This window comes from Shinella zoogloeoides, from assembly GCF_022682305.1.
Classification (GTDB): Bacteria; Pseudomonadota; Alphaproteobacteria; order Rhizobiales; family Rhizobiaceae; genus Shinella; species Shinella zoogloeoides_B.
On sequence record NZ_CP093528.1, the window covers coordinates 2,139,789 to 2,153,235 of the forward strand.

The 13,447-nt window shown below is 65.0% G+C and carries 14 protein-coding genes; 7 read left to right on the forward strand and 7 right to left on the reverse strand.

Going from position 1 to position 13,447, the window contains the following annotated elements:
• Window positions 1–68: 68 nt before the first annotated feature.
• Window positions 69–1,718 (forward strand): M20/M25/M40 family metallo-hydrolase, encoded by a 1,650-nt coding sequence (locus tag MOE34_RS10905; protein ID WP_242223638.1) that lies wholly within the window; start codon window positions 69–71, stop codon window positions 1,716–1,718.
• Between the two features lie 151 nt (window positions 1,719–1,869).
• Here MOE34_RS10905 and MOE34_RS10910 read toward each other — a convergent pair whose 3' ends face one another.
• From MOE34_RS10910 to MOE34_RS10920, 3 genes are all read right to left on the reverse strand, one after another.
• A complete protein-coding gene (locus MOE34_RS10910) occupies window positions 1,870–3,093 on the reverse strand; it encodes a PLP-dependent aminotransferase family protein (protein WP_242223641.1) in 1,224 nt (407 codons plus the stop codon).
• Window positions 3,094–3,547: 454 nt separating this feature from the next.
• Entirely contained in the window at window positions 3,548–4,567 is a 1,020-nt protein-coding gene (gene ilvC / locus MOE34_RS10915; RefSeq protein WP_160785943.1) for a ketol-acid reductoisomerase, read from the reverse strand.
• A 59-nt stretch (window positions 4,568–4,626) separates the two neighbouring features.
• Window positions 4,627–5,274 carry a TetR/AcrR family transcriptional regulator C-terminal domain-containing protein gene (locus tag MOE34_RS10920; protein WP_242223643.1) on the reverse strand — a complete coding sequence of 216 codons (648 nt, stop codon included), beginning with the start codon at window positions 5,272–5,274 and terminating at the stop codon, window positions 4,627–4,629.
• A gap of 416 nt (window positions 5,275–5,690) precedes the next feature.
• Here MOE34_RS10920 and MOE34_RS10925 point away from each other — a divergent pair, with 416 nt between their 5' ends.
• The 3 genes from MOE34_RS10925 to MOE34_RS10935 all read left to right on the forward strand — a co-directional run bounded on the left by MOE34_RS10925 (window position 5,691) and on the right by MOE34_RS10935 (window position 7,092).
• Window positions 5,691–6,071 carry a hypothetical protein gene (locus tag MOE34_RS10925; RefSeq protein ID WP_242223644.1) on the forward strand — a complete coding sequence of 127 codons (381 nt, stop codon included), beginning with the start codon at window positions 5,691–5,693 and terminating at the stop codon, window positions 6,069–6,071.
• 171 nt (window positions 6,072–6,242) lie between these two features.
• Window positions 6,243–6,611, forward strand: coding sequence for a hypothetical protein (locus MOE34_RS10930; protein ID WP_242223646.1), 369 nt, complete (start codon window positions 6,243–6,245; stop codon window positions 6,609–6,611).
• Window positions 6,612–6,882: 271 nt separating this feature from the next.
• Window positions 6,883–7,092 (forward strand): cold-shock protein, encoded by a 210-nt coding sequence (locus tag MOE34_RS10935; RefSeq protein WP_160785947.1) that lies wholly within the window; start codon window positions 6,883–6,885, stop codon window positions 7,090–7,092.
• A 58-nt stretch (window positions 7,093–7,150) separates the two neighbouring features.
• On the opposite strand, the gene MOE34_RS10940 is transcribed toward MOE34_RS10935, so the two are convergent.
• Window positions 7,151–7,615, reverse strand: a complete 465-nt coding sequence (locus tag MOE34_RS10940) for an Lrp/AsnC family transcriptional regulator (RefSeq protein WP_242223908.1) — start codon at window positions 7,613–7,615, stop codon at window positions 7,151–7,153.
• A gap of 168 nt (window positions 7,616–7,783) precedes the next feature.
• Here MOE34_RS10940 and MOE34_RS10945 point away from each other — a divergent pair, with 168 nt between their 5' ends.
• Complete coding sequence (locus MOE34_RS10945; RefSeq protein WP_242223647.1) at window positions 7,784–8,497, forward strand: aspartate/glutamate racemase family protein; 714 nt, start codon at window positions 7,784–7,786, stop codon at window positions 8,495–8,497.
• Between the two features lie 6 nt (window positions 8,498–8,503).
• Here the strand turns inward: MOE34_RS10945 and MOE34_RS10950 are convergent, their stop codons facing one another.
• Both MOE34_RS10950 and MOE34_RS10955 read right to left on the reverse strand, forming a co-directional pair.
• A complete protein-coding gene (locus MOE34_RS10950; protein ID WP_242223648.1) occupies window positions 8,504–9,748 on the reverse strand; it encodes an FAD-dependent oxidoreductase in 1,245 nt (414 codons plus the stop codon).
• 35 nt (window positions 9,749–9,783) lie between these two features.
• Window positions 9,784–10,191: a winged helix-turn-helix transcriptional regulator gene (locus tag MOE34_RS10955; protein WP_242223649.1), complete on the reverse strand. Its 408-nt coding sequence runs from the start codon at window positions 10,189–10,191 to the stop codon at window positions 9,784–9,786.
• Window positions 10,192–10,340: 149 nt separating this feature from the next.
• Here MOE34_RS10955 and MOE34_RS10960 point away from each other — a divergent pair, with 149 nt between their 5' ends.
• Window positions 10,341–11,228: an SDR family oxidoreductase gene (locus MOE34_RS10960; RefSeq protein ID WP_242223650.1), complete on the forward strand. Its 888-nt coding sequence runs from the start codon at window positions 10,341–10,343 to the stop codon at window positions 11,226–11,228.
• A gap of 40 nt (window positions 11,229–11,268) precedes the next feature.
• On the opposite strand, the gene MOE34_RS10965 is transcribed toward MOE34_RS10960, so the two are convergent.
• Complete coding sequence (locus tag MOE34_RS10965; protein WP_242223652.1) at window positions 11,269–12,021, reverse strand: pyridoxine 5'-phosphate synthase; 753 nt, start codon at window positions 12,019–12,021, stop codon at window positions 11,269–11,271.
• A gap of 250 nt (window positions 12,022–12,271) precedes the next feature.
• Here MOE34_RS10965 and MOE34_RS10970 point away from each other — a divergent pair, with 250 nt between their 5' ends.
• The gene (locus MOE34_RS10970; protein ID WP_242223654.1) at window positions 12,272–13,336 is read left to right on the forward strand and encodes a hypothetical protein; all 1,065 of its coding nucleotides are present in this window, start codon (window positions 12,272–12,274) and stop codon (window positions 13,334–13,336) included.
• Window positions 13,337–13,447 lie beyond the last annotated feature (111 nt).

A 13,447-nucleotide genomic window follows, 5' to 3' on the forward strand; every position in this document is an offset into this window, starting at 1 on the left:
CGTTTCGCCTGTCGTCGTCCTTGGCTAGCCTTGCGATCTCCTGAATGCAACCTCCATCGGCAGGCCCCATGTCCAAGACGAACGAAACCGCCCTTCGCACCGCCGCCCGTCGCAGCCGGGACCTTTCGCTGCTCATGACCCGCTGGCCGAGCGTGACGGGGTCGCCGGACGAAGCATCCTTCTCCGTGAAGCTGCACGCGCACCTTGCCGAGACCGCCTATTTCAAGCACCGCCCGGACCAGCTCTTCACCATCGACAGCCATGGCGAACCGCTGACGCGGAACGTCGTGGGGCTGGTGCGCGGCAGCGGACGGCGAACGGTGGTGCTGGCCGGCCATTTCGATACCGTCTCCGTCGCCAATTACGGCACGCTCGCGCCGCTCGCCTGCGAGCCTGAGCCGCTGACGGAAGCGCTGCTCGACGAACTGCGCAGCCGACCACTGAACGGCGCGGAGGCGAAAGCGCTGAAGGACTTCGAGAGCGGCGATTTCATCGCCGGGCGCGGCCTCCTCGACATGAAGAGCGGCCTTGCCGCCGGCATCGCGGCGCTGGAGCGTTTCGCCGGGCTGGAAGCCCCCGAGGGCAATATCCTCTTCGTCGCGACGCCGGACGAGGAGAACCGCTCGCGCGGCATGCGCAGCCTGCGCAACGCCCTGCCGGAAATCGCCCGCCGCTTCGACCTCGATATCGTCGGCGGCATCAATCTCGATGCGTCGAGCTGCGAGCGCGACGGCGAGGAAGGCCGGGCGGTCTATCTCGGCTCCATCGGCAAATTCGCGCCCTTCGCCTTCGTCATCGGCCGCCCGACCCATGCCGGCTACCCCTTCAACGGCACCAGCGCCCACCGCATCAGCGCGGAGATCGTGCGCGCCATGGACACCGTGCCGGAACTCAGCGACGAGGCTTTCGGCGAGCGCTCCCCGCCGCCCGTCTGCCTCGAGGCCCGCGACATCCGCGACGGCTACGACGTGACGACGCCGGATCGCGTCTGGCTCTCCTTCAACTGGCTGACCCATCGCCGCAGCGCCGGCGATATCCTGGGGGAATTCAAGGCGCTGGTCTCCGGCGCACTGAAAACGGCGCTCGAAGCGCAGGACACCCATGCCGCACGTTACCGCAACCGGGACACGGGCCAGACCGAAGGCATGGTGCTTAGCTATGCCGAACTGGTGGAGCGATTGAAGGCACGCGGCGGTTCGGCAGCCCTGGCGCGGCTCGAAGCGCTGGACCGTTCGCTCGCGGGCGGCACCGACCCGCTGAAAGTCAGCCGTGAGATCGTCTCGGCCGCCGTGACCGAGGCGGGCATCGAAGGGCCGGCGGTCATCGTCGGCTTCGGCAGCCTGCATTATCCGCTGGTGCATCTGGAGCGCTCTTCGGCCGGCGGCGACCTGCGGGGCATGCTTCAGGGCGTGATGGACGCCGCCGCCATGCGGCACGGCACATCGATCAAGTTCAAGCAGATTTTCGCGGGTATTTCCGACATGAGCTTCTTCGGCTATCGGCCGGACGCTGGCGAGACCGGGCTGCTCGCGGGCAATACACCCTCGGCGGCCTTCACGGACGACGCACCGGAAGGACTGCTGTCCTTCCCGACGGTCAATATCGGTCCATGGGGGCGCGACTATCACCAGAAATGGGAGCGTGTGCACGCACCCTATACGTTCGAGGTTCTGCCGGATCTGGTCTTCGAGACGGCGCTGGCCTGGCTTGAGGCGTAGACGCCCCTCATCCGCCTGCCGGCACCTTCTCCCCGCAAGCCGGGAGAAGGAAATATGCCGCACCGTTTTCCCTTATCGACAAGTATGCGCGAGGCAAGTCCCCTATCCCCGCTTACGGCGAGAGGGGTAGAGTGAGGGGCAACGGCTTCGCTTAGGCCGCCAGACGTTCGCTGGCGAGCAGCCGGCCGAGACGCGAGATGCCTTCCTCGATCGTCGTGTCGTTGGCGCAGGAGAAGCTGAGGCGCAGGGTATTCGCACCGCTGCCGTCGGCATGGAACGCCTGGCCGGGAACGAAGGCGACCTTCTCCGTTTCGATGGAGCGGGCGAGCAGCTTCGCGCCGTCCATGCCCACCGGCAGCGTGACCCAGACGAACATGCCGCCCTCGGGCTTCGTCCACGTCACGCCTTCCGGCATGTATTTCTGCAGCGCGGCCAGCATGACGTTGCGGCGATGGCTGTAGGCGGCGCGGATCTTGGCGACCTGCGCATCGAAACCGCGCTCGGCGACATGGGCGATGGCCATCTGGTTGATGGTCGAGGAATGCAGGTCCGCCGCCTGCTTCATCAGCACGAGCTTGCGGATGACGGGCGCCGCCGCGACGATGTAGCCGACGCGCAGGCCCGGTGCGAGCGTCTTGGAGAAGCTGCCGCAATAGATGGTGCGCGCAGCGTCGATGCTGCCCTTCTCGGCGATTTCCAGCGCCAGGATCGGCGGGACCGCCTCGCCGTCATAACGCAGCGACTGGTAGGCGGCGTCCTCGATGACGGGAATATCCAGCTCCTCGGCGAGCTTCAGCAGCTTCTCGCGCCCGGCGCGGTCCACCGTTTCGCCGGTCGGGTTGGCGAAGTCGGCGGAAAGATAGGCGAACTTGACCCGGCCGCCGGCATCCGCAGCCGTCGCGCGATAGGCTTCAGGCGTGCGATTGCCCGTCAGGTTGAGCTGGTCGTAGGTCGGCTCATAGGCGTTGAAGGCCTGCAGCGCGCCGAGATAGGTCGGCCAGGTGACAAGCGCCGTGTCCTTCGGGGAGAGGAACAGCTTGCCGAGATAATCGAGGCCTTGCTGCGAGCCGGAAACGATGAAGACATTCTCGGCGGTGCAGGGAATGCCGATCTTGCCCATTTCGCCCGCAAGCCAGTCGCGCAGCGGCTTGTAGCCTTCGCTGACGGAATACTGGAGGCCCGCCGCAGCGCCCTCGCCCGCCAGCACATCCGTATAGGCGGCGGAGAACGCCTCCTTCGGGAACAGCGCAGGATCCGGAATGCCGCCGGCAAACGAGATGATGTCCGGCCGTTCCAGCAGTTTCAGCAATTCGCGGATTTCGGATGCCTTCATGCGCGACGCGCGGGTCGCAAAGGCCTGTTCCCATTTGAACATAGGGGTTTCCTCGGGCTTGTTGTCTGATCCGCACATCATCATGGCGAAGTATTTATGTCAATAATACTGACCTAAATATTCGTACCAAAACGCACGAAATCCGATGCCCGTGCAAACCCGTTTCATGCACAAACGCCGCGTCCACCGGCACTTGCAGCGACGGCGGTCAGGTTGTCCGGTCTCCATAAAGGCTGAGCAGCACCAGCATGGCTATACTGCCCAGGATAAAAAGATCGAACCAGGCGAAGTATTGGAAAATCGTGGTCATCGCACTATCCTCCTGACAGCGGAACGAAACACTTGCGTATTCTGTTCCCATTCAGGCTTTCGTGCAAGTTCATTACTTGCTGCACCGCAATGAAGCGGAAGCATGCGCCGCACTATTTCAAGTTTACTGAAATAGAGGACCGGGCGGAAAACCGCCCGGCCCGCTTGTCCGCAAAGGCGGAAAAGCTTAGTTGACGGCCTTGTCGACCAGCTTGTTCTTGCCAATCCAGGGCATCATGCCGCGCAGCTTGGCGCCGACTTCCTCGATCTGGTGCGAGTCGTTGTTGCGACGGATGCCCTTGAAGCGTGCGCCGCCGGCCTTCCATTCCTGCATCCACTCGGAGGTGAACTTGCCGGTCTGGATGTCGGTGAGGACGCGCTTCATCTCGGCCTTCGTTTCGGCGGTGATGATGCGCGGACCCGTGACGTATTCGCCCCACTCGGCCGTGTTCGAGATCGAGTAGTTCATGTTGGCGATGCCGCCTTCATAGATCAGGTCGACGATGAGCTTCACTTCGTGCAGGCACTCGAAATAGGCCATTTCCGGAGCGTAACCGGCTTCGACCAGCGTTTCGAAACCAGCGCGGATCAGTTCGACGAGACCGCCGCACAGAACAACCTGTTCGCCGAAGAGGTCGGTTTCGCACTCTTCCTTGAAGTTGGTTTCGATGATGCCCGAACGGCCACCGCCAACGCCGCAAGCGTAGGACAGAGCAACGTCAAGCGCGTTGCCGGAAGCGTTCTGGTGAACGGCGACGAGGCAGGGAACGCCGCCGCCCTTCTGGTATTCGCCGCGAACCGTGTGGCCCGGGCCCTTCGGTGCGATCATGACGACGTCGACGGTGGCCTTCGGCTCGATGAGGCCGAAATGGACGTTGAGGCCGTGGGCAAACGCAATGGCAGCGCCGTCGCGGATGTTGCCGGCGATTTCGCCCTTGTAGATGTCGGCCTGCAGTTCGTCCGGCGTCGCCATCATCAGGAGGTCGGCCCACTTGGCGGCCTCGGCGACGGTCATGACCTTGAAGCCGTCGGCTTCGGCCTTCTTGACGGTCGGCGAGCCGGCCTTGAGCGCGATCACGACGTTCTTGGCGCCGGAATCCTTGAGGTTGAGAGCGTGCGCACGGCCCTGCGAGCCATAGCCGACGATGGCGACGTTCTTCGCCTTGATGAGGTTGAGATCGGCATCACGATCGTAATAGACGCGCATCGATGGTTCCTTCCCTTTGCTTGTCTGTTTCATCCGAACCGGCGGCTTTCCCTGCCGGTCTATCCTTTCACACCGTGAAGTGTCAGGAAGGCCTCCACGGCCCTCTCCGCACGCGGCGAGAATTCCTTTTTGAGCGCTGCAGCATCCTCGCCGAGGAGCATGCGCAGGTGCATGTCCGAGACGATAAGGCCGTAGAGCGTGCCGTATGCCTCGTCAGCACTGTCGAAAGCAAGCAACTTCGCTTTGCGACCCGCCTCCAGAAGCGCCGCCGCGCGCTTGCCGATCGGCCGGCGGCCGCGCTCCTGCAGAAGACGGCCGAGCCCGGCGCCCTCGCGGCTCGCCTGACCGATGGCGAGGCGGTTGAGCGCCAGCGACACGTCGCCGGAGAGCACGTCGATCAGGTCGCGCGCAAAGGCCAGGAGATGCTGGCGCAGCGTTTCCGCCGTCAGCTTGCCGGCCTCCACCTCGACGGTGCGCACCTTGCCGGCCTGATAGGCGATCATCGCCGAGATCAGCCCGTCGCGGTCTCCGAACCACTTGTAGAGGCTTTCCTTGGAACAGTTCGCCGCGCGCGCCACGCCTGCGGTGGTCAGCGCCCGCTCGCCGCCCTCCACGAGCAGGCCGAGCGCACGCTCCAGCACCGCGCCCTGACGTTCCGTCAGTCCCGCGGCCGCCGCGCCGGCATGTCCCTGCTCCCAGATCTGCAAGATGTTCCCCTAGTCGAATTGCGTACCGTACCGTACGGTTCGGCATCTTCTAGCGCCCTCTTCCATTCCGGTCAACAGGCTTCTTCCGCTCGCGGACCGAAGGGTGATTTGCCGTACCGAATCCAGCCGCGAACGGTGCGATTCCGCATGGTGCACCAGCATGTGAATTGCCGCAGCGCACAATCGAGCCGAAATTTTCTTTCCGCTATCCCGCTGTTTTGAAACAGAAGTCCAAGAAATCACATCCCCATGGCAGGTCCGGACAAAATTTTTCGCTTCCCAATCCGTTTCCGCTGGTTAAGATTTGTGAGACCTGCGGTGCTGCAGGCCGTTTGCGCAGGGCGCGCCGGCCGAGCGGCCCCCAGGCCCAAGTCAGGAGTACGAAGCCAATCGCCCTTACGCCAAGGAGACAGAAAATGTTGAATTTCCTGCCGGACCTTCACGAAGGACATGCTCCCATCACTCTGCAGCAACTGTTCGGCGATGCCATGGAGGCATTCGATGCCTGGGAAGACGAGCGCGCCGAGCCGATGGTAATCTACGAGGACCATATCGTCCCCATCGGCGTCGTCTTCGAAAGCATGCATGACTGCACAGACATCCTGCCGCGCACCCTGGCGGATATCGCGACCGACGCGCTGGCCCGCAATCCAGCGGCGGCCGAGACGGCGATCGCCACCTTCGGCGACGCCGCCCGCATCGCCACGGCGCTCACCGAGCAGCGCCGCCTCTATGGCGAGGCGGCCATCGCCTCCTTCCTCGACCACAATCGCGTCGACAAGCGGCGACCCGCCTGACAGCCAGCATCAATCGCTCTACGACAAAGAGGCCCCGGAAACGGGGCCTCCGCTTTTTCCGGCGCGCCTTTCCGGCCCTGTTCCCGGGGTGACAGCCAGACCACGGGGTCTGTGGGACTATCCAGTTCAAGAGCGAAACGAAACGCTCTGCCAACCCAAGGAGAGAACCCCATGCGCAAGATCACCCTTATTTCCCTCGCCCTCGTCACCGTCCTCGGCTCCGTCGCAACCCCGTCCTTCGCCCAGGTCGCCACCCATACCGCCAGCGTCGGCGGCGGCAGCTCGACGGGCGGCGGTGGCGGCAGCACCGGCGGCGGCGACCGCACCAGCCGCAGCAGCGACAACAGCGGCGGCGGCGGTCAGCATGAAGGCCGCGGCAACTACGCCAACGTTCCTCCGGTCAAGCACAAGAAGCCCGTCGTCATCGCCGGCAAGGGTGGCGCTTACTGCTCGACCAACTTCCGCGTCCTCTTCGACTCGAACGGCCGCCGCACCAAGGTCCGCCATTGCGATGAACGCAACCGTATCGAGATCAATTGATCGCCTGACATCACTCCAGAAGGGGCGCGGCTTCCGGCCGCGCCCCTTCTGCCGTTTGCCCGCCCATCATGCTGCGACCGGTAGAAGAATGGCCGGAAAGCTTGACCCGCGACGACGAAGCACCTATTTCTGCCGCATCGAGATTTGAACGATGACTTCTGCATTTGCGGGTTCCGCCCGTACCTTGACGAACTTCCCCTTCAAATTCGACCACCCATGGTCGCCAGCCGGCGACCGACGATTGATTTGACGGCTTAGGAAAGGTTTCGTCATGGCAACTGGTACCGTAAAGTGGTTCAACACGACCAAGGGCTACGGCTTCATTCAGCAGGACAGCGGTGAACCGGACGTTTTCGTCCACATCTCCGCCGTACAGCGCGCAGGCCTCGCTGGCCTCAACGAAGGTCAGAAGGTCAGCTTCGAGCTGGTCCGCGACCGCAAGTCCGGCAAGATGTCGGCCGATCAGCTCGAAGCAGCCTGATCCGGCGTTTCGCCGATAGAATGGAAAGGCCGGTTTCGACCGGCCTTTTTTGTGCCCGCTATTCGGCGTGCTCCACCGGCAGGCGCGTGCCGCTCTTCAGCACCTCCATCGAAATGGACGCGGAGACGTCGAACAGCTCGACCTTGCGCACGATGCGCTTGTAGACGACGTCGTAGTGCTCGACCCGCGGCAGCACGATCTTCAAGATGTAGTCGTAATTGCCCGTCAGCCGGTGCGCCTCCACCACCTCGGGAATATCCGCGATCGCCCGCGAGAACAGCGCGATCCACTCATCGCTGTGATGCGCCGTCTTGATGAGGGCGAAGACCGTGGTCGGCACGCCCATCCTGTCCCGGTCGAGCAGGGCGACCCTGCCGGCGATATGCCCGCTTTCCTCCAGCCGCTGGATGCGACGGGCGCAGGCGGAAAGCGACAGGCTCACCTTCTCCGCCAACGCCGCGACGGGCGCGCCCGCATCCTCCTGCAGAAGCGCCAGCAATTTCCTGTCCCGCTCGTCAAGCACGCCGAGATTCCCTTTCAAAGCCATATCGTGCGCAATTAAAGCGCGCCTTGATACAATTCGACAAGAACAATTATCGGAAACAGCGCAAAATGCTCGAAACTTTGCGAACAATCGCCGTCATCTCCGCTGCATTCTGATCGTCATCGAAACACAAGCGGGGAAACGACCATGAAGACGATCGGCCTTATCGGCGGCATGAGCTTCGAGAGCACGGCAGTCTATTATCGCATGATCAACGAGGCGGTGCGCGAGCGGCTCGGCGGCCTGCATTCGGCCGACGTGCTGGTGCATTCGGTCGATTTCCAGTCCATCGTCGACCTGCAGACGGCTGGCCGCTGGGATGCGGCCGGCGAGCGCCTCGGCACCGTCGCGGCCGGTCTCGAAAAGGCCGGCGCGCAATGCGTGCTGATCTGCACCAACACCATGCACCTCGTCGCCGACGCCGTGCAGAACGCGGTATCCGCTCCCGTCATCAACATCATCGACGAGGTCGCGCGCGACATCCTCGCAGCCGGCAAACGCCGCCCGCTGCTGCTCGCCACGCGCTACACGATGGAGCACGGCTTCTATGCGAACCGCATGAAGGACGCCGGCCTCGACGTCATGGTGCCGGACGAGGCGGGCCGCGCGCTGATCCATAGCGTCATCTTCGACGAACTGTGCCAGGGCAAGGTGCTGGACACGTCCCGCGAGCGCGTGCTTGCTCTCATCGAGGCCGCCCGGGCCGCAGGCGCCGACAGCGTCATCCTCGGCTGCACGGAGATCTGCCTGCTGCTCGATCCCGACGCCCTGTCGCTGCCCGGCTTCGATTCGACCGCCATCCATGCCCGCGCCGCCGTCGATTTCGCGCTCGGCCCGGTCGTCGCCAGCAAGGCCGCCTGAGCCGTCTCAGGCTTCGCGAAGAGCGGCATCCAGCCATTGGCATTCCCGCAGGCCGGCCCGTGCGAACGGGTCGGCAAGCGTGCCGGAAACGATGGCCGCGAGGATTTGCGGCGCCGGCGGGATTTTCGCGACGGTGGCGACCAGCCGGTCGCGCAGCCAGGCGATGGAACGGGAATCCGACTGGTAGAACGGTGTGAAAACGTAGGACAGGAGCTGGAACAGCCGCACATGGCTGCGCCGGGCATCCGCATAGGCGGAAAGCGCTTCCTCGACCGTTGCCGCCGATGAGAGGGCGTGCGCCAGCGCCGCCGCATCGAGCAGCGCCATATTAGCCCCCTGCCCGAGCTGCGGACTGGTGGAATGGGCGCTGTCGCCGATGAACGCGATACCGTCCGCATGCGGCGGCAGCGCCGTGCGGTGGGCATAGCGCGCCAGCGTCAACTGGTCCCAATCCACGATCTGGTCGAGGAACGGCGTGGTCTCGGGCCAATAGTCGGCGATGCGGTCCTTCCAGCGCGCCAGCCCTTGTCCTCTCACCATGTCCGCCTCCGCGGTCTTCAGGCTCCAGAAGAACGCGGCCTTGCGCGCGCCGCCGGCCTGCGCCCGGCCGACCGGCAGCACCCCGATCATGACCTTGGCCGCATCGTAGCGCTGGGTCAGCGCATGGGCATCAAGGGCGATCCCCTCGCAATCGAGCGTCGCCCAAAATGCACCCCACGGCAATTCCGTCACCTTCGGCGCGACCACGGACGCGGCAACGAGCTGCGAGCGCGCACCGCTGGCGTCGATCACCAGATCGTAGTCGCCGACGATCTCCCCAACCTCGTCGTGCAGCACCGTACGGGATTGCCGCGTCTCGGCCTTGGCGAGCGTGATGCCGGTGCGGATGGGCAACCCCTGCGCCGTCACCGCATCGTTCAGGGTGGAGAACAGCGCGGCGCGGTGCACGGCAAGGCCGTAACGCCCGCCGGCCAGCGCATCGTAGCGCACGTCGAGGACCGTGCGGCCGCTACGGGCATCCGCGCCGTGCAGGCGCTCGATGCGGTTGCCGAGCGCGTGGATCGCCGGGGAAAGGCCGAGGGCATCCAGGACCGTGAGCCCGGTCGGCTGCATCAGCAGACCAGAGCCGACCGGCGACGGCCGTTCGAACCGTTCGATCAGCTCGACCCGATGGCCGGCGCGAGAGAGAAAAAGCGCCGCCGCAAGCCCCGCAGGCCCCGCGCCGGTAATGCCGATATCCAATGGCTTCATGCCTGTCCCCGATGCGACTCCCGATGGCGGGAGCCTCAGCCCTGCCCCGCATCATAGGCCGCCCGTGCGGCCCGGATCGCGGTGTGGTTCTGCGTAGACCACTGCACGAGCGTGCGCAGAAGCGCAAGGAAGGATTGGCCGAGCGGCGTCAGCCGGTATTCCACGCTCGGCGGCTGAGTCGGATAGACGGTGCGCGTGAGGTAGCCGTCGCGCTGCAGGTCGCGCAGCGTCTGGGTCAGCATGCGCTGGGAGATATCCGGGATGAAACGGCGCAATTCGGAAAAGCGGCGCGGGCCATCCGCAAGGCCGAGGATCATCAGCGACGTCCACTTGCCGCCGACGCTGTCCAGCACATCGCGCACCGGGCAATCGTCCATCGACATGGGCACGCCGTCGATGAGGAGAACCCGTTCGCCTCGCGCACGGTCGATGATCCTGTTCATAGCCGGTTCCCTCCAGGTAACCACCGCAGAAAAAACTGCCTTCTTTACACGCTCTACCAGATTACCAGATAAGAGCAAGTCTCAATAAGAGACCAACACGCAGCAGGACATGAGGCTCCTCCCGCCGCTCCTGCCTGAAAGGGAAAGACATGACCGACACGCTCCTCATCACCGGCGCCTCCGGCCAGCTCGGCCGCCTCGTCCTCGATGCGCTCCTCGCTTCCGGCAAGGTCGCGCCCGCCGATATCATCGCCACCACGCGCGACACGGCAAAGCTCGCCGACTATGCCGCAAAGGGCATAACCGTCAGCACCGCCGACTTCGACGATCCCGCCTCGCTCGATGCTGCCTTCGCCGGCGTATCCAGGGTGCTGATCGTCTCCACCGACGCGCTCGACCAGCCGGGCAAGCGCCTCGCCCAGCACAAGGCCGCCGTCGCCGCCGCGCAGAAAGCCGGCGTGAAGCACATCCTCTACACATCCATGCCGCAGCCGGACGATTCGCTCGTCACCTTCGCGCCCGACCATCTCGGCACCGAGGAGGCCATCAAGGCGACCGGCATCCCCTACACGATCCTGCGCGACGGCTGGTATGCGGAAAACCTCTTCATGTCGCTGCCGCATGCCCTGGAGACCGGCGCGTGGTACACCGCGACCGGCGAAGGCAGGATCGCGCATATCACGCGCGCCGACACGGCTGCCGCCCTCGCCGGCGCCCTGCTGAAGGCTAGCGACGAAAGCAGGACCTATACGCTGACGGGCACGAAGAGCCGCACGGCGGAGGAAATCGCCGCCGTGGTTTCAGAGGCGACCGGTAAGCCATTGAAGGTGGTGCATGTCACCGACGCCCAGCTCGCCGAGGGCCTGAAGGCCGCCGGCCTGCCGGAAGGCTTCATCCCGACCATCGTCTCCTTCGACGCCAACACGCGTGAAGGCAAGATCGCCGCCGTCACCGGCGACGCTGAAGCGCTCGCCGGCCGCAAGCCGACGTCCTTCGAGGACTTCGTCGCCGCCAGCAAGGCGGCCTTCATCGGTTGAGGGAGAACGGTGCGGTGCGGCGCTCGAAGGAGCGCCGCCCTCAGATATCCTGGCCGCAGGCACGGCAGAAGCGCCGCACCGTTTCCGCCATGCCATATTCCAGCGCATCGGCAGTCAGGCCGTGGCCGATGGAGACTTCCGCAAGGTCGGGAATGCGGGCGACGAGCGCCGGCAGGTTGGCCACCGTCAGGTCATGTCCGGCATTGACCGCAAGGCCGAGGTCGCGGGCGATATCCGCCGTCTCGCCGAGCAGGTCGAGAATGCGCGCGCCCTCCGCCGGGTCGTCGTAGCAGCCGCCGTAAGGGCCGGTATAAAGCTCGATCCGGTCCGCCCCGATATCCCGCGCGATGGTCAGCGCCTCGCGGTCCGGATCGCCGTCGGCGAACACCGAGACGCGCAGGCCCAGCCTCTTCAGCCGCCCGACGATGTTGCCGAGCAGGTTGTGGTTCCTGCGAAAATCCCAGCCATGGTCCGACGTCGCCTGCGACGGGTCATCGGGCACGAGCGTCACCTGCTCGGGGCGATGCTCCTCCACGAGGCGCATGAAGTTCTCTTCGGGGAAGCCTTCGATGTTGAATTCCGTGCCGGAAAACTCGCTGTCGATCAGCGTGCGGATCGGCGCGAGATCGCTGAAGCGGACATGGCGCTGGTCCGGCCGGGGATGCACCGTGATGCCGCTCGCGCCCGCCTGCAGCGCGATCCGCCCGAGATGCGTGACGCTCGGCCAGGGCAGGTCCCGGCGGTTACGCAGCATGGCGATGGCATTGAGATTGACCGACAGCTTCGCGGGCATGGCGACACGGCTCCTAGTTTCCGGCTCAACCTCTAGCCGGTTGTTTCCACAAGGGCAATCGCCGCAAGCTCCCCTGCAAACCGGGCCTGCGGCGGAATTGGGCCGCCGCCCGTGTCATTCGCGCTTGCCGATCGTCAAGAATCATCGATAAATTCCCCACGAATTTTGGGGCGCCTGTACATTGGGCATAACGATTCGAGGAACGGGAAGGATATCAGGCAGCGCCGATGGTCTCCTCTTTGGCGGCATCATGACGAAGACGGACAGGCCGGCGTACGAACTCGTGCGGCGCGCCCTTGGCGCGATCATCGCCAGCGACACCTTTGCCCGTTCCGAGCGGCTCCGCTCCTTCCTGTCCTACATCGTCGAGAGGGAGCTGTCCGGCAAGGCCGCCCAGTTGAAGGGCTACAGCATCGGCATCGATGTTTTCGGCCGCGCGCCGGGCTTCGATGCAGGCAACGACCCGCTGGTGCGCGTGCACGCAGGCAAGCTCAGGAAGCTGCTGGAACAATATTACCAGACCGAGGGCGCGGCCGACCCGCTGCGCATCTGCGTGCCGCTCGGCAGCTATGTCCCCGAGTACCGCCTTTTCCAGCCCGCCCCACAGGATACGGCCGCCCCTGCGCCGCGCCCCTGCCGGCCGCAGGCGCGCCGCTCCTGGCTCCCGGCTCCAGTCTCCTCTCCGCTCGCGCTCTTCTCGCTGCTGCCGCTCGTCTTCCTCGCTCCGTCTCTCTATCCCGAGACGACCGACGCGGCGATCGCGAAGGCACAGTCCACCCTCTTCGCGCAGGGCAGCATCACCAGCGAGGCCCCGGCGCTGCCCTACCTGCAGATCGTGCAATGCTGGCCCGCCGGCGGCGATTGCAACACGCTGGCCGAAGCCATCTCGAAATTCGCGGGCTACTACAAGACCGTCCATATCGGCGGGCCGCACGGGACGAGCGCGCCAGATCCCCTGTCCTACGCCGTCCGCATCGAGAACCGGCCGGACGGGCACGGCATCTACGCCCGCCTGATCCACGAGCAGACCGGCGCGACGGTCTACACCCGACATTTCTCACGCCAGCAGTTGCATAGCGAAACGGGCCTCGCCTACGAGGCCGTGGCCTTCGCCGCGCGCGCCTTCTCGGCAAGCGGCCCGCTCTATCGCCATGCGGCGCGCACCGGCGCGGCCAGCGCCATCATGGAATGTCTCGCTCGCGAGGAGCGCCGCCCGCCGCGCGGCCTGCTGCAAGCCGGGCAGGCGAGCGCCTGCGTCGCCAGCGCATCCAAGGCGCTCGCCGATGCGGGCCTGCGCAAGACCATCGCCCGCTGAAGCCTTTCGGCAAGGCCCGGGCGGCTTTGCGCCCGGGACGCTCAAAGCGATCAATTTCACAAGATACATCCCTAGATATAACGATAGGAATCGCCCTCCCGCAGGCCTATT